This window comes from Paenibacillus sp. FSL R7-269 (genome assembly GCF_000517865.1).
Classification (GTDB): Bacteria; Bacillota; Bacilli; order Paenibacillales; family Paenibacillaceae; genus Paenibacillus_AQ.
Genome location: NZ_ASPS01000031.1, coordinates 134,441 through 150,986 on the forward strand (window position 1 = coordinate 134,441; position 16,546 = coordinate 150,986).

The following is a 16,546-nucleotide window of genomic DNA, read 5'->3' on the forward strand; positions in this document are numbered from 1 at the left end:
GAACGTGCAGAATGGGAGTTCGCCGGAGCAAGGCCGCTATCGTTATTATTTTGCTGCTGGGTGTGGGGATGTATGGGTTATGGATGGAGATGTACTGGGTACATAAGGTTGTCTATCTGCTGCTGATGGCGGCGCTTGCCGGGATTGCGCTGAATATCCGCCGGGGCGGAGTGGCCGGAGCCGGGCAACTGGCAGAAGCCCGGAGCAAGGTGGAGCTGCTGGGCAATGAAATTGTCGTCACCACGGACCGGCTGCATGGTGCTCTGGAGGAGATTACCCGTCATACCGAAGGGCTTCAGCAGACAGCGGACTATTCGCATGCCTATGAGGTGGAGCTGCAGACCCGGAGCAATGAGGCGAAGGCTAATATTGAGGGGGCTTTTGCCAGGATGGGCGGAGTGGCAGCGGTTACCGGACAGATTGGAGAGCTGACCGGGCGGCTGAGTGCGGCGATGCAGGCAGCGCGTACAGGGATGACGGGGATGGTGGATTCCCTGAAGAATACCGATGAGGTCATGGAGGAATTGCAGGAGCAGAGCGGAGATATGCTGAGCAAATTCACCGTGCTAAGCGGACATATTGCGCTGGTGGAGGAGATGAACGCCCTGATCGTAGGCATCGGCAATGAGACTTCGCTGCTGGCGCTGAATGCCTCGATTGAAGCTGCGCGGGCGGGGGAATCGGGCCGGGGGTTCGCTGTGGTCGCAGGCCGGATCAGGCAGCTGGCCGATCAGAGCCGGGATTCGGTGGAGCGTTCTACGGCGGTGCTGCTGGATCTCAATCACGGAGTGCGGCAGGTGCTGGAGTCGGTCACGAAGGAGCAGACAGCGGTTGCGCATGGCGTGAATGAAGTGGCGAAGGTGAAGCAGCGCCTGGGGGATATCTCGGCCCGGGTGGAGGAAGTTGGGGTCATAGTTACGGAGTCAGCGGCTGCGGCCGAGCGGCAGAGCAGACTGATTGAAGAGGTGACCGGCGAACTAAGCGGTGCAGTGGGAATTGTTAATGAGACCATAGCAGGCGTAGACCTGACCCTGGAGCAGGTAACCCGCCAGCGCACACAGATCGGGCAGCTTAATGAGATCAGCGCGGGCCTGCTGCTGGAATCTCAGACCCTGCAGCAGTCGGTGAACGGCATTGCCGATCGCAAAGTCATTGAGCTGGGCCAATATTCGGCGCGGCTTGAGGAAATGCAGGCGGTGCTTCAGGAGATAGCAGCCAAGCAGGAGATGTGTGCAGCGGATGCGGATATCCATGGCAGAGTTCTTACAGCCTGCAAGCATAAGGTGCCGGATGTGCAGGCCATCTGGTCCAACCGGACAGATGGCACCTTCATTTACTCCGAGCCTGCGGCCGGGCTGCTGAATGCGAAACGCCGTGACTGGTGGAACGGAGCGATGGCGGAAGGGCAGTACGTCTCGCAGCCGTATGTCTCGGCCATTACCAAGCGTTCCTGCATCACCCTCTCCAGAGCAATTACGAACGGCGACGGGGAAATTGTGGGTGTGGTCGGAATTGATCTGGCAGTTTAGAGGCATTGAATAATGGACGCAAACTGTGCAGTAGAAAGAGGCCTTCCCTATAAATGGAGTTAAGCTGTGTCGTTAAACTACTGTTGGACGGACAGCGGCTAAAATTTCATTGAAGTGAGGTCGCTAGAGTTAATGCCAGTACTATTGGAATTAATATTGCACTTGTACTGATTGTTATTGCAATCAAGTGTTTCTTTTTCTCAGTCTTCATTAGTATCAAACTCATTACAATACTGATAATCCCAAAGATAAGTCCGATAAGCGATGAAATAAACATAGCCGCAATTAACGCAATGAAACTAAGAAGAAGGGATAAATCCCCATTAATTCCCATAATTAATCTTCCTCACTAAAGATACTTTTTACTAATCCTACATTGTTGAACTTACTGTCCCATAAATAGACGTATGTTTGCCAAGTTAGTTGTGGTAACTAGCCCGTTCTTATAGCTATTAGAAGTTTAAACATCAAGATTCTTAGTGTTGATGCGCAGTCCGAAGAAAAGGTGCAGCAGTTATTTTGAGGGGCTGTTATAGCCCCTATAGATTACTTTCGTTTGTTACGGCCAATTAAGCCGCCAACTATCCAAAAGATCAAAATGCCAACAAAGGCAAATACAATCCAAAAAGCTAGACGCACAAGCTATCACTCCTTTAAAGAAACCATACGATAATAGTTAATTTTCCGCAATAGAAGGGCTTTTATACCGAGGGAACAGACATGCCCGGTTTGGAAATCCAATAGGATTACCTCAACCATTAGAGGCCGCTGCGCAGATTGCTATAACCATTATCCCAACTTATAATGGACCGATAGCTTGTCCTATGGAGGCGTGAGTGTGCAATATAATCTGAGTATTTTGCTGCAATTGTTTGAGCGGGCAGCGCTGCTGCTGATGTGTCTGTTCGTCCTGAGCCGGGTGCCGAGGTTCAAGGAGATTTTTGCCAAAGGGGTTCATGCGCCGCAGGAGCTGGCGATTGTCACGGTCATCTTCAGCCTGTTCGCCATCTTCGGAACCTACAGCGGAATTAATGTGGAGGGGTCTCTGGTCAATGTGCGGATTATCGCCATTATAGCCGGGGGGATTCTGTTCGGCCCTTGGGTCGGGCTGATTACCGGGATCATCTCAGGCGTACACCGCTTCCTGATCGATATCGGCGGGGTCACCTCGCTCCCGTGTCTGATTACCAGCATTACAGCGGGTGTGGTATCCGGGATCATTTACCGGCGCACTTCGCCTGAACGGCGCTGGATCGCTGCCATTGCCGCCGGAATGGCCTGTGAGGCATTGACGATGGCGCTGATTCTGGTGATGGCTGATCCCCATTCGCTGGGGGTGGACATTGTGTCCAAGATTGCTTTTCCGATGATAATGGGGCAGATCTGTGCCGGACTGATTGTTACGCTTGTGCAGAGTGTAGAAGGGGAGAAGGAACGGATTGCCGCGAAGCAGTCCAAGCTGGCGCTGGATATTGCCAATAAGACGCTTCCGTATTTCCGCAGTATTAATCCCGAGTCCCTGCGTACCATCTGCGGAATCATCCAGAAGGATATCGGGGCGGATGCGGTGGCCATTACCGATACCAGAGTCATTCTGGCCTACGTGGGTGTCGGGGAAGAATATTATGCCGAAGCTAATGAGATCATCAGTGAGGAGACGAAGCAGACGCTGAGCAGCGGGGAGATTACCATCCGTGACGACGATACCGAGTACATGAACCGGGACATCCGCTCGCTGATCATTATTCCGCTGAAGGAGAAGGGGGAGGTGACGGGATCACTCAAGATCTACTATACCCACGCGCATAAAATCACCTATTCCCTCCAGGCTATGGCTGTAGGGCTGTCACAGATCATCTCCACACTGATGGAGGTCTCAAGGGTCGAGGGGATCAAGGAGATGGCCAACAAGGCCGAGCTGAAGGCGCTGCAGACCAGCATCAACCCCCATTTTCTGTTCAATGCGCTGAATGCGATTATTTCCTCGATCCGGATCGACCCGGACAAGGCGCGCGAGCTGATCGTCAATCTGTCGGGGTACATGCGGTATAATCTGGAGCTGACCGATGAGTCTATAGATATCCGGCGCGAGCTGCAGCAGGTGCAGCATTATGTGGAGATTGAGAAGGCCCGCTTCGGCAGCCGCCTGAGTGTTCTGTACGATATAGATGAGGTGGCGGTACGCATTCCGAGTCTGGTCATTCAGCCGCTGGTGGAGAATGCGATTATCCACGGGATTTTGAAGGGGAAGGGGAACGGAACTGTGGACATCTCGGTCAAGGACCACGGAGACAGTGTAAGGGTGCGAATTGCCGATACCGGAGCGGGGATCAGTGAAGAGACGATTGCGAAGGTCTACAGCGGAAGCATGGAAGGCAACAAAATCGGCCTCAACAACGTGCACCAGCGCATCAAGCTGATCTATGGTACAGGTCTGATCATCCGGCGGCTGGCTAAGGGGACGGAAATATATTTTGATGTGATAAAGGAGCAGCGATGAGAGCGATCATTGTCGAGGATGAAGTGCTGGCAAGACAGGAGCTTACGTATCTGATTCAGACCCACAGCCGGATCAAGATTGCAGCGGAATTCGAGGACGGGCTGGATGCGCTGAAGTATCTGCAGACGGATACGGTGGATGTGATTTTCCTGGATATCAATATCCCTTCAATTGATGGGGTGCTGCTGGCCCATAATATCAGCCGGTTCGCGGTCAAGCCGTATATTGTGTTCATTACAGCCTATAAGGAGCATGCTGCCGAGGCGTTCGAGATTGAAGCGTTCGACTATATTCTGAAGCCTTACAGCGAGACGCGGATCAGAGCAATGCTGCAGAAGCTGGAAGGTGCCATCATGGGCGGGAGCCGCCAGGGGGAAGAGGGACCGGTGAAGCTGGGCAGCGATAAGGTCAATCTGTGGAAAAATGAAAAGATTATCGTCGTCAATGCAGACGAGATCTATTATGCTTCGGCGCAGGAGAAAACAACGAGTGTGATCACCAAGGGGGAGGAATACAGCATGGCTCTAAGTATCAGCGAATTCCATACCCGCCTGCCGCAGGAGCAGTTCTTCCGCTGCCACCGCTCCTATCTGGTCAATCTGTCCAAAATCAAGGAAATCATCCCCTGGTTCAACAATACCTATCTGCTCCGGCTGCGTGATCTGAATGTCGAGGTACCCGTCAGCCGTAGTAAGGTGAAGGAATTCAGGCAGATTATGCGTCTCTAACGGCAGTTCATTCCCTGTCAGTGTCATCTCATTCCGGATTTCTCTCAGAAGGAGCCCCTTTCGCTACAATGAAGAGGCAAAGTAAGCCTTGAAGCGACTTCAGCGAGAAAGAGGGAATTCTGATGATAACGGATACAGCCAGTAAACGGTGGCTCATCGTACTAGGTACAGTAATTATGCAAATGGGACTCGGTACCATCTACACCTGGAGCCTGTTCAATGCACATCTTGTGAGTACATTTGGTTTTGAGCTTAGCTCAGTTTCGATAACGTTTTCTATTACCAGCTTTGCCTTGGCCTTCGCCACACTGTTCGCAGGCAAGCTGCAGGACCGGTTCGGTCTCCGCAGACTGACCGCAGCTTCAGGCATACTGCTGGGGCTGGGGCTGATTCTAAGCTCGCAGGCCAGTTCCCTGCCGATGTTCTACCTGTTGGCTGGTGTAGTAGTCGGGTATGCGGACGGAACGGCGTATATTACTTCGCTGTCCAACCTGATGAAGTGGTTCCCGAAGAATAAGGGACTGATCTCCGGGGTGTCCGTGGGTGCATACGGAACGGGCAGCCTGATCTTCAAATACATCAACGGCGGCCTGATTGAATCGGCGGGGGTGTCGAATGCTTTTCTATACTGGGGCCTTATAGTTATGACGATGATCCTCATCGGCTCGCTGCTGGTCCGGGAGGCTCCGGTGGCTGCGCCTGTCAAGGGAAATCCGAAGCTGGCCGCCTCCGGGGCTGAACTTCTGCCTAAGGATTATACGGTAAAAGAAATGCTCCGCACGAAGGAAGCATACCTGCTGTTCGTAATCTTCTTCACCGCCTGCATGAGCGGCCTGTATCTGATCGGTATCGTAAAGGATATCGGTGTGCAGCTGGCAGGTATGGATGTGGCGACGGCGGCGAATGCTGTAGCGATGATCGCTATTTTTAATACTGCCGGACGCCTGATTCTTGGCGCATTATCCGACCGGGTAAGCCGGACCAAGCTGATTAGTATCACGCTGGCGGTAACAGCTGTGGCGATGTTTACCCTCAGCTATGCCACGCTGAGCTATGGCCTGTTCTTCGCCTGTGTGGCGGCCATCGCCTTCTGCTTCGGCGGTAACATTACCGTCTTCCCGGCGATCGTCAGTGACTTCTTCGGCCTGAAGAATCACAGCAAGAACTACGGCATTATCTATCAGGGCTTCGGGATCGGCGCGCTGTCCGGTTCGTTCATCGCCGCCTTCCTCGGCGGGTTCAAGCCCACTTTTAACATCATCGGGCTGCTGTGTATTGTGGCTTGCATCCTGGCGGTTTCGCTGAAGCCTCCGGTAGCCAGAGCGGCTACAGCTAAGGGAATGAGCCTGAAGCCTTCACGGAATTCGGCTTAACCATATATCGACTTGTGTCGGCTTGAGAAGTACTATAGACAGATAAGAGTACTATAGACAAAGAGAATAGTTCGGAGAAGAGATGTCCTACGCTTGTGTAAGCGGGTGGGGGATGTCTTTTTTTCATGGTCGAACACAAACCTATCTTTCGAGACACAAATCCAGCATGAAAATGAGCAGTGTGACTATTATAGAATGTCGTCCGTACTTAATTCAGCAAACCGATCACAATTGGACTGGGTGCGCCGCGAAGGCCGAATGTAATCGAAAAACCGATCACAATTGGCCCGGACGTGCCGCGAAGGCCAAATGTAATCGAAAAACCGACTACATTCAGCGCGGCGGAGGTGCGTGGGCTGCCGAGAACAGGCGCATGTTGGTATGAGCGGGGATAGCGGAGTCAGCGGGTATGAAAAAAAGCATCCGGGAAGCGTAGGGTTACGCTCCGCCGGGTGCCTTTGTGTAAATATAAGAATTTATATGTTTCACGCTATACATTATCCTTCTATTTCTCGCTGAAACGGTACCGTCCTTCAAAAGGACGGCAAAGCCGTTTCCACTTGTTATCAGATAAGCGGATGGAGAAACTGTGTGGCCGGAGACTTAGCCTTCCAGCAGCAGGGATTCCGGGTCCTCCAGCAATTCCTTGACTCTGACCAGGAAGCTGACCGCTTCTGATCCGTCCACGATCCGGTGATCGTAGGACAAGGCGATGTACATCATCGGACGGTTGGCCGTGCGCTCCTCATCCAGTGCGATTGGGCGCAGCTGGATTTTGTGCATGCCGAGAATGCCGACCTGCGGGGTATTGAGGATCGGTGTGGACAGCAGGGAGCCGAACACTCCGCCGTTCGTGATGGTGAAGGTTCCACCCTGTAGCTCCGGCAGGCTGAGCGTATTGGCGCGCGCCTTGGAGGCCAGCTCGCCGATCCGCCGCTCAATCTCAGGGAAGCTAAGCCGGTCGGCATCGCGGACAACCGGTACAACCAGGCCTTCCTTGGCAGCTACGGCAATGCCGATGTCATAATATTTCTTCAGCAGGAGATCTTCTCCGTCGATCTCGGCATTCAGCATCGGGTAAGCCTTGAGCGCGCCGATGACGGCCTTGGTGAAGAAGGACATGAAGCCGAGTCCGACCTCGTGCTTCTCCTTGAAGGCATCCTTACGGCGCTTGCGGATGTCGAGAATGGCGGTCATGTCCACCTCGTTGAAGGTGGTCAGCATCGCAGCCGTCTGCTGCGCTTCGACCAGGCGGCTGGCAATCGTCAGCCGCCGCCGCGACATGCGCTTGCGCTCGGTGGCTTTGCCGTCCTCGGCGTGCGGCGCCTTGCCCGCTGCCGGCGGCGCGGGCTTCGCCGGCTCCGGCCGCGCAGCCGGAGCCGCTGGCGCAGCGGCCTGCGGCCCCGCTGCGCCATGACCATCCACATCGGCCTGACCGATCCGGCCGATAGGGTCGCGGGCACTGACCTCGCCGAGGTCGATGCCCCGCTCCCGTGCCAGCTTGCGCGCCCCCGGCGAAGCCAGGGCCGCAGTGCCTGCCGCCGCACCTTCGGCGGCGGCTGGAGCCGTTACAGCAGCGGCCGGTTCAGCCGCTGCGGCACTTGCGGCAGCAGCAGGCGCGCTGCCGCCCTGCGGAGCGCTGTCTGCTGCCGGCTTGCTGGCAGCGCCTGCACCGGCGGCGCTGCCGATGATGCCGATGGCTTCGCCAACGGCAACGTTCTCGCCCGCCTGGCGCAGGATGGAGGAGATGACGCCGTCCTCCTCCGCACTGATCTCCAGATTGACCTTATCGGTCTCAAGCTCGGCAAGCACATCCCCCTGGCCGACAGTGTCGCCCTCTTTAACCAGCCATTTGTAGATCGTTCCTTCGGAAATCGATTCGCCCAAATCGGGTACTTTTATCTCGGACACAGGCCGTACCTCCCCAAATATAGTGGTGTGCGTAATATCGGATGACCGCCTTGCTGTACTCAGGAAGACGGTACAGGTGCTTGCACTGTAGCATTCAATTTCAGGGCTTCCCGGACAATGCGCCGCTGCTCGAAGCTATGGACATCTGCATAGCCACTGGCCGGGCTGGAACGGTCCGGACGGCCGATGTACTGGACAGTGACCTTCTGCGGTGCGATGGCGCGCAGCCGGGATTCGGCATACGTCCAGCCGCCCATATTCTTCGGTTCTTCCTGTACCCAGACGATCTCCTCCAGAGAGCTGAAGCCGCTAAGGTGAGCGCCAAGCTCGCGTTCCGGGAACGGATAGAGCTGTTCCATGCGCAAAATGTGCAGCCAGGAGAAGTCCTGTCCGCGTGTTGCCTCCAGCTCCGTCTGCAGGTCGATGGCCACCTTGCCGCTGCATACCACGAGGCGCTTCACGGCTTCCGGTTTACTGCCGAGCAGCGGCTCGGGAAGAACCGGCTGGAAGGTGCCCGAAGCGAGGTCAGCTCCGGCTGAGGTGCTGCGCGTGTTACGGATCAGGCTCTTCGGCGCCATGATCACCAGCGGCCGGGCATCCGGTTGTCCGCAGAGTGCGGCCTGACGGCGGAGCAGATGGAAATACTGAGCAGCAGTGGTCAGGTTGGCTACAGTCCAGTTCTCCTCAGCGGAGAGCTGGAGGAACCGTTCCATTCGGCCGCTGGAATGCTCTGGTCCTTGGCCTTCATAGCCGTGAGGCAGCAGGATCGTCAGATTGCTGCGCTGCGTCCACTTGGCGCGGCCGGCGGAAATGAACTGGTCAATAATGACCTGAGCGGCATTGGCGAAGTCGCCGTATTGAGCCTCCCAGATGACGAAGGTCTCCGGTGCGAACACATTATAACCATATTCGAAGCCAAGGACAGAGGCCTCGGACAGCGGACTGTTGTAGACGCCGAATGAAGCGCCGGCATCACTCAGCTGATGCAGCGGAGCATAGAGTTCCCCGTTCTCGCTGTCATGCAGCACCAGATGACGGTGGGCGAACGTGCCGCGCTGTGCATCCTGTCCGCTGAGGCGGATCGGCGTGCCATCCTTCAGGATGGTAGCGAAGGCAAGTGTCTCTGCCAGCGCCCAGTCTACCCGCTCTCCGTCATTCAGCGCATCCTTGCGGCGCTGCAGAATCCGTTCCAGCTTCGGATAGACCTTGAAGCCGGCCGGTACGCGCAGCAGCTCACGGTTAATCTCCTGCAGACCGGCAAGAGGGAAGGCAGTCGGACGCTGCTGGGGACTGTCGTTATCCAGCGCGACGGCGGTTTTGGACTCCGCATTCTTGTGCTTGCCTTCCTTCATCTGGTCAAAGGCCTGCTGGAGGACGCTCTCTGCCTCGGCAATCATGTTCTTCAGATCATCTGCTGTAATTACCTTCTCGCGCTCCAGGCGTTCTGCATAAGCGCGGTACACAGTAGGGTGGTTACGCACTTTGCCGTACACAATCGGCTGGGTGGTCTCAGGATCATCCATTTCATTATGCCCGTGGCGGCGGTAGCCGATCAGATCAATCAGGAAGTCCTTCTTGAACATATGGCGGTAAGCACTGGCCAGACGTACTGCGGCAATGCAGGCTTCCGGGTCATCGGCATTGACATGCACGACCGGAATCTCATACCCTTTGGCCAAGTCGCTGGCATAATGGGTGGAGCGGGAATCCTCGCTCTCTGTGGTGAATCCGATCCGGTTATTGACGATAATATGCACGGTGCCGCCATTCTGATAACCCTGCAATTTGCCGATATTAAGCGTCTCAGCGACAATGCCCTCTCCAGGGAAGGCGGCATCGCCGTGCATCAGCACAGCCATGGCCTTGCTTGTGTTCAGCTTAGGCAGTCCCGGATCGTTGCGCTCTTCCTGTGCGGCGCGTGTGAAGCCCTCGACGACAGGGTTAACGAATTCAAGATGGCTCGGGTTATTGGCCAGTGTGATCCGGGTGCGCACGGTCTCGCCTTCGCGGACGGCACGGTCAGCCCCGAGATGATACTTCACATCACCGCTCCAGCCGTAGGTCACGCCCATGGAGCCTTCCGAAGGGAACAGTTCCTTGTTCGGCGAATGATGGAATTCCGAGAAAATAATATCATAAGGCTTGCCCAGAATATGAGCCAGCACATTAAGTCTTCCGCGGTGGGCCATGCCCATCAGGATATGCTCTGCGCCGTCATGCGCGGCGGCCCGCACAATCTCATCCAGCATCGGCACGAGGGCATCATTGCCCTCCAGGCTGAACCGCTTTTGGCCGACGAAGGTCTTGTGCAGGAAGGTCTCGAAATGCTCCACCTGAACCAGCCGCTTCAGCAGCTCTTTGCGCTCTGTATTATTCAGCGGGGCAGGGGAGGTCATCGATTCCGCCTGGCTGTTGAGCCAGCGCAGCTCGCGTTCATCATGCACATGCCCGAATTCATAGGCAATGGTCTGGGTATAGGCCTGACGCATTCTGTGGACGGCATCCATCGCGGTATGCACATCTGCAGGGGCATTATCCCAGATCAGCGAAGCGGGCAGAGCATTAAGATCCTCGCGGGTAAGCTCGTAGGTCTCCAGCTCCAGCCATTTGGCCATCGGGTTCTTGCTGCGCTCCAGCGGGTCAATGTCTGCGGCCATATGGCCATATATTCGAATATTGGCGATCAGCTTCGAGGCCTTGACAGCCTTCTTGAGCCACTCGGCATCTGCTGATACGGCAGGCCTTGGAGCCCTCTCGGCATCGGGTGCCAGTGGAGGGGGGCCGGATACGGTGAAGAGATCGCGGTAATGTTGTTCAACAGAAGAGGGGTCCTTGACAAATTGCTCATATCTTTCTTGGATGTAGCCCAGATTGGGGCCGTAGTATTTGCTCCATACTGTGTCGTTATAGGGCTCTTTGACTGCCATGAATAGGTCCTCCTAACGGATAAACTCCACGCGAGGCATCCAGTGTGCCACTTGGCGGAGCTGCAAATGTTTGCGGTTTCATTCTCATCCTATTGTGCTACTTTCCGGCGGGGTAATCAATTCATACTTTCGGTCAATCCGTTCGCAATTCGGCATGATTCATTACAGTATTCATACGGAACTATCATAAATAGAAATAAATCCATATCACTGTCCGTTATCTATACAGATGGGTAATTGTCTCTATACGATGTTGCGTGGTGCGGTAAAGCGGAGTAGTTAGAGTTCCCTTTAGCATAATTAAACTATTACTTAGGGTTTGAACTTGGAACTGGAAATATTTATACAAGCCGCTGGCAATTTCAGCTAAGTTTCCTCACATTTTATCATAAAAAAATTCCAGAAAACGACACACTAATCGCGTATGATCTTGTATAATGTTATTGCGGAGAACGGTTTCATCGATTCTTGCCAGATCCTTTCATGATGGAAAGGGTCCAGTAAAAGGTAAACCTGCCGAAAGACAGGGGCACAAAGTCTCGGATCTAACGTAGAGATACTACAAAGTAGCAATACTACTATGATGGCCGGACTGCCTGGGGACGCGAAAATTCTAGGAGGAGATTTCTTGGATATGTCCAACCAGGGGAATGACGAGCTGCAGGCAGTAGATCTGGATTTAGAATGGGTGCACTTGCTGATGTCTGCCAAGCAGGCGGGGATCGCGGCGGAGGATATCCGCCGGTTTCTAAGTGAAAAGGCACTCCAGGCGATGTAAGGGCGGTCATCATTGTTAGGATACATACAGAAAAGGCACAGCGTCCGGTACGCTGTGCCTTTTCTGTATGCCGCTTGAAAGAATGCCCTCGCCGAAGGCGGCCTCCCTGCCGTGCGGAGTCTTCCTTGAGGCATACGATGCTACGTCTAGTTGTCCTTTTGTTCCATGCGCCATTTCTGGTAATCGAGGAATTCCTTGAATTCGCGTTTGCTTATACCGGAGGCCATAGCCTCCTGAACCAGCCGGAACCATTCCCCGTCCAGTGCCTGTTCTTCCGTCTCTGCCAGTCCGCCATACAGCAGTACATGAATGGATACCTGAAGCGCGTCTGCGATTTTTTCGATGAATTGAATGGAGGGGTTGGATTGAATATTCCGTTCCACATTACTGAGGTATGATTTCGCCACATCAGCCTTATCCGCAAGCTCGGATAGCGAATAGCCCTTCTCCAGCCGGAGTTTGTGGATGCGGCTTCCCATAGTATCTGACACGATTACAACGCCCTCCGTACTTTTTTGGTAAAAGATAAGAAGTGATATGCTTCGCGCTATACCGTAGCCCTATCTTTCTCGCAGAAACGGTGCCGCTCTTTAAAAAGAAGACAAAGCCGTTTCCACTTGTCAGTATAACAAAAATCTGCAAATCGGACAAAAATCCTTGAACCCGGAAGCGGGGAAAAGGAAACGGCATACCCGGCCCGGATGGGGGAGGATATGCCGTTCTTGATCGATAAATGCAGCTTTGGCCTACTTGGCTTCTCCCACTCCTTGAAGTGCATCGAAGGTCCAGTTCAATGCTAAGCCGTCACCCTGGAAAATATTCTGATCGAGCGTATTGTCCACGAACTCGAAGGCGATCTTGAAGGTCTTGGACCCGGCTGCGGCAATCCCTCCCGGCAGTATACCTGCTGCTACGAGATCGTAGCTGGGGGTGTTTTTCAGATCCTTCAGGGAGATCTCGGACAGCACATGACCGCTTAATGAACCGCCGGTGTATGAATTATCGAGGAGCTTGACCTTGAAGTGGTCTCCGAGATCCTGGCCTGCGTTATCGCCCTTGGCATCGGTCACGGTGTAAGTGGTGGCAAGCTTGAGGAATTTGATATCCAGTGTGCCGTCATTGGACAAGGTGAAGGTGCGGACGGTATAGTCTCCCGGCTTCAGATTCGTCAACGCTACCGGAGTATTGAAGGAAGAGCCAAGCTTCAGCGTACCTGCGGCGAAGGTTGCCGTGCTGGTGGCTGTGGAGCTGAAGTAAGCGAACGTGCCCCCGCCGATTAAAGACAAACCCAGTGCTGCTGATGCTACGCCAAGACCCAATGTTTTTTTGATACCCATGATTAATTTCCTCCTCGAATGGTTTGTTTTGTTGGTAAATTATTTGAGACTGCCTTTTTCCTGGTTGGCTTCAAAATTCAGCGTCAGCGCAAGCGTATCGCCCTGATAATAGTTCTGCGGCTGGAGAGTCTCCTTGAAGGCGAATTGAATGAGCAGATTATCGGAGGTTCCGGCTTTAATGCCGGACTTCTCTCCGCCCAGGATCGCTCCGAGAATTCCCCGGGCCACCAGATCGGGACTCTGCTTCTCCAAATCGGCCAGCGAGATGACCAGAAGCGGCGCTTCTTGCTTATCCTTGTTCGCGAGGAAGGTCACAATAATATCATCCTTGAAATTATGGGAGCCGTTGTCTCCCAGAGCGTCTGTAATGACCGATGAGGTGCGCAGCACTACTTTCGGAATGTTAAGCGTCCCGTCATTTATAAGCTTGAAATCTCTTAAGATGCTGTCTCCCGGCTTGAGGTTGCTGAGATTAACAATGACAGAGGGATCAGACTTCAGTGATAAAGTTCCGTTGTTAAAAGAAGATGAGGTAGTAGAGGTGCTGCTGAAGTAAGCGAAGGTGCCTCCGCCGACCAGGGTCAAGCCTAATGCTGCCGATACAACGCCGAGACCTAATGTTTTTTTGACGTTCATTTGTTCATCCCTCTCTCTTATGAGTCTGGTTTGTGCATAGCCGGGGCTTCCGGCAAGCTGTATTGTGGCTCCGCGTTTCGTAAACGGGAGAGGACAATTGATCATTATACGAGGTCAGTCACAGTATCCGGCCCGCCGCCGTTGTTTGCGGAAGACGAGACGTTCTTCTTTTCAAGTGCCGCAACGGCCTTCCAGGAAGAATACAGCGCGTAGAGGAGCAGAAGCAGTCCGGGAATAATCATCAGCACTACGCTTCCGGCTTTGGAGACTGCGAAGCTCATGGCATAGCCCACATAGGGGACGGTCACGCCGGTGTACTCACCTACCACATTCGTGGAACTGACGGCGGCGGTGTCGGCTGAATCATTATTGTCGCCCTTGGTGGTGTAGCTGGCTTCCCCCAGAGCACTGTTCAGCTCAGCATCGACCACGCGGTGGGTGATCAGAATATTATCGGGATTCAAAAAAGTGATCACATCACCCTTCTGGAAACGGCTCATGTCTCCGCCCGGCTTAATGGCCACAATGGAACCGGTCTGTATGCCGGGCTCCATGGAGCCGGATAATACCGTCTTGATCTGGTAGCCGAAGAAAGAGGGCTCGCCGCCGGAGGCTTTGGAGATCACAACGGCTGTGATCAGCACCAGGAACACCATCAGAATTAGTGTGGAGATTATCGTGCCCGCTATTTTACGGATGCGCATCTTATTCGCCGCCTTTGCTGGTATCGGGTTGTGGAGCCGGTGTAGCTGCAGGAGCAGGTTGCCCGCCGTCCATCACAGTGCCCGGAATTGGAATTTCGCTGCCGGGTTCATGATCTGGAGCCGCTTCCGGTAAAAGAATCTCAGGCGCCGGAGTGGCTGCTGGAGCAATAACCTCAGCTGCTGAAGCTGTTGGGACTGGGGTGTTCTGTACAGGAGCTTCGGGAGCGGGCTCCTCTACCGGCTGGCTTTTGTCAGGAGGACTGGTGGCAGGCGGCTGGTTCTGGGCTTGTTCATGCTCCAGCTTCAGCGCTTCGTCAGCAGCTTTCTGCTTCTCTATGGCGAGCCGCTCGGCTTCCTCCGCTCTGGCTTTATTGGCCTTTTCAAGCGCCAGTCGTTCCTCTTCCTCTTGCTGTGCCTTCGCCTTGTCCTCAAGGGCCGTCTTGGCGTCAGCGATTTCTGCCAGCCGTTCCTGCAAGGTGTGGATTGTGGAGGACAGTGTATCCTTGGACGCCGTTAATTCGGTATTCAACTGCTCATACGCGGCCAGCAGCGCGGGGGATACCTGCGAATCTGCCTGATAGGCGCTGGTTACGAACGAGAGGATAGGCTCTTCAGCAGGGAAGCTGTAGTCATCCTGCCGGAGTAAGACGCGGTCAGGATTGCCAGTGGGCAATGATCCGCCGATATCATGAATCGAGCCAAGGTATTGCACAATTCCGCTTAACGTCTCCGCCAGCGATTCCGACAGAATCCCGCTTTGATGAAGACTCTCTTGAATCTGGTCGAAGAACTGTGCATCACGGATTTCCAGACAGTTAGGGTCGAGATTCACCATATACCCTCCGAGCTTGTGCAGAATGGCCGCTGCATAGCCAATTTCCTGCAGGATTTGTTGCCAGACCGTCCCGTTGAAGCTCAGTTGCTTCTCCAGCAGATCGATCTCGCTGCCAGCTTGAGTGAGCTGCGACGAGAGTTCGTCCGCAGCCTGATCAAGCTCTGCGAGCGATAGCTCTCCGGTAGCGATTGAGGCGTCATACACTCCACTGATGCTATGGCTGCCAAGGGAAGCTTTCAGCTCCATGAGGGTGCTTATGTGACCGCTGAATTCGGACAACAGCTGTTCAATCTGACCCGGGAATACTGAGCACAGCCCGATGGAGCTGATCTGCTCCTGGGAGGTGTTGAACTCTCCATAGGTGCTGCCGATCTGGCCCGAGGTGTACATCAGTAGCACAGATACGGCCATACCCGATTGCAGAATCCGCAGGCCGAGCTTCCTGGTTTTTCGTTTGCGCCGCTTGGCAGATCTGGGGTACATAGCTAAGCCCCCTCTCAACTTGCTAATGAGTTATTCGTTATATTCGTTCTTTATAAAGAACGATATCGTAAGCAAATCATACACTGCACCGCTTGGAAAAGAAAAATGTTAATTTCAGCGAAATGTTCGCAATAAAGTACGAATTGGATGGGATATCTCGCTATAGCTGCGGGTATCGCTGTTTTTCACAAATGTTCTTTATAAAGAACGAATGGCTGGAGTGAGTGTGAGGAACGGAGTGAGGCGAGTAGAAAAGCGAGGGGGTGATGAAGTAAATAGGTGTTAAGTGCAGGAAGTTGGCGGCGAGCGGAAATGAAGAGCATAAGTGCACCTGGATGGGGCGAAAGTCGGCTGGGAGCGGAAATGAAGAGCACAAGTGCACCTGGATGGGCAAAAGTGGGCGGGGAACGGGAATGAGGAGCACAAGTGCACCTGAATGGGGCAAAAGTCGGCGGGGAGCGTAAATGAGGAGCATAAGTGCACCTGGATGGGGCGAAAGTCGGCGGGGAGCGTAAATGAGGAGCATAAGTGCACCTGGATGGGGCGAAAGTGGGCGGGGAGCGGAAATGAAGAGCACAAGTGCACCTGGATGGGCAAAAGTGGGCGGGGTGAAGAATAGGGCCCAATGTAAGCGAAAACCGAATACAATCGGTCAGGCGGAGACGTGTGGGCCAAATGTAAGCGAAAAACAGGCATGACAACAGGCATGACAAGACGGAGGCCTTGTCACCCCCAGGAATGAAAATAAGTGGGTGGCATCCGTCGCAACCATTCTAAATGAGGCTGTAGTCGTCAACACTACATA

13 protein-coding genes and 1 riboswitch are annotated in these 16,546 nt (G+C 54.1%); of the genes, 5 read left to right on the forward strand and 8 right to left on the reverse strand.

Features of this window, described 5'->3' with window-relative positions; genetic code table 11:
• Positions 1-11 precede the first annotated feature (11 nt).
• Entirely contained in the window at positions 12-1,529 is a 1,518-nt protein-coding gene (locus C162_RS16590) for a methyl-accepting chemotaxis protein (protein ID WP_036695614.1), read from the forward strand.
• 106 nt (positions 1,530-1,635) lie between these two features.
• On the opposite strand, the gene C162_RS16595 is transcribed toward C162_RS16590, so the two are convergent.
• Positions 1,636-1,863, reverse strand: a complete 228-nt coding sequence (locus tag C162_RS16595) for a hypothetical protein (protein WP_036695615.1) — start codon at positions 1,861-1,863, stop codon at positions 1,636-1,638.
• A gap of 561 nt (positions 1,864-2,424) precedes the next feature.
• On the opposite strand from C162_RS16595, the gene C162_RS16600 reads away from it, so the two are divergent.
• From C162_RS16600 to C162_RS16610, 3 genes are all read left to right on the forward strand, one after another.
• Positions 2,425-4,029, forward strand: coding sequence for a sensor histidine kinase (locus C162_RS16600; RefSeq protein WP_200869210.1), 1,605 nt, complete (start codon positions 2,425-2,427; stop codon positions 4,027-4,029).
• Complete coding sequence (locus tag C162_RS16605) at positions 4,026-4,757, forward strand: LytR/AlgR family response regulator transcription factor (RefSeq protein WP_036695616.1); 732 nt, start codon at positions 4,026-4,028, stop codon at positions 4,755-4,757. Before C162_RS16600 ends, C162_RS16605 begins: the two co-directional genes overlap by 4 nt.
• A 122-nt stretch (positions 4,758-4,879) precedes the next feature.
• A complete protein-coding gene (locus tag C162_RS16610; protein ID WP_036695617.1) occupies positions 4,880-6,130 on the forward strand; it encodes an L-lactate MFS transporter in 1,251 nt (416 codons plus the stop codon).
• 603 nt (positions 6,131-6,733) lie between these two features.
• Here the strand turns inward: C162_RS16610 and odhB are convergent.
• Together odhB and C162_RS16620 are read right to left on the reverse strand one after the other, a co-directional pair.
• Positions 6,734-8,041: a 2-oxoglutarate dehydrogenase complex dihydrolipoyllysine-residue succinyltransferase gene (gene odhB / locus C162_RS16615; RefSeq protein ID WP_036695618.1), complete on the reverse strand. Its 1,308-nt coding sequence runs from the start codon at positions 8,039-8,041 to the stop codon at positions 6,734-6,736.
• A 59-nt stretch (positions 8,042-8,100) separates the two neighbouring features.
• The gene (locus tag C162_RS16620; RefSeq protein ID WP_036695619.1) at positions 8,101-10,968 is read right to left on the reverse strand and encodes a 2-oxoglutarate dehydrogenase E1 component; all 2,868 of its coding nucleotides are present in this window, start codon (positions 10,966-10,968) and stop codon (positions 8,101-8,103) included.
• A gap of 496 nt (positions 10,969-11,464) precedes the next feature.
• A riboswitch (cyclic di-GMP riboswitch) is annotated at positions 11,465-11,568 on the forward strand.
• 34 nt (positions 11,569-11,602) lie between these two features.
• Between C162_RS16620 and C162_RS35440 the strand changes: the two genes are divergently transcribed.
• Positions 11,603-11,746, forward strand: coding sequence for an anti-repressor SinI family protein (locus C162_RS35440; protein ID WP_143803895.1), 144 nt, complete (start codon positions 11,603-11,605; stop codon positions 11,744-11,746).
• Between the two features lie 146 nt (positions 11,747-11,892).
• Here the strand turns inward: C162_RS35440 and C162_RS16625 are convergent, their stop codons facing one another.
• The 5 genes from C162_RS16625 to C162_RS16645 form a co-directional block, all read right to left on the reverse strand.
• On the reverse strand, positions 11,893-12,225 hold the full coding sequence (locus tag C162_RS16625) for a helix-turn-helix domain-containing protein (protein WP_036695620.1): 333 nt from the start codon (positions 12,223-12,225) through the stop codon (positions 11,893-11,895).
• 267 nt (positions 12,226-12,492) lie between these two features.
• Positions 12,493-13,083, reverse strand: coding sequence for a TasA family protein (locus C162_RS16630; protein WP_036695621.1), 591 nt, complete (start codon positions 13,081-13,083; stop codon positions 12,493-12,495).
• Positions 13,084-13,122: 39 nt separating this feature from the next.
• Positions 13,123-13,719: a TasA family protein gene (locus C162_RS16635; RefSeq protein ID WP_036695622.1), complete on the reverse strand. Its 597-nt coding sequence runs from the start codon at positions 13,717-13,719 to the stop codon at positions 13,123-13,125.
• A 104-nt stretch (positions 13,720-13,823) separates the two neighbouring features.
• Positions 13,824-14,423: a signal peptidase I SipW gene (gene sipW, locus C162_RS16640; protein WP_036695623.1), complete on the reverse strand. Its 600-nt coding sequence runs from the start codon at positions 14,421-14,423 to the stop codon at positions 13,824-13,826.
• A gap of 1 nt (position 14,424) precedes the next feature.
• Entirely contained in the window at positions 14,425-15,741 is a 1,317-nt protein-coding gene (locus tag C162_RS16645) for a hypothetical protein (protein ID WP_036695624.1), read from the reverse strand.
• Positions 15,742-16,546 lie beyond the last annotated feature (805 nt).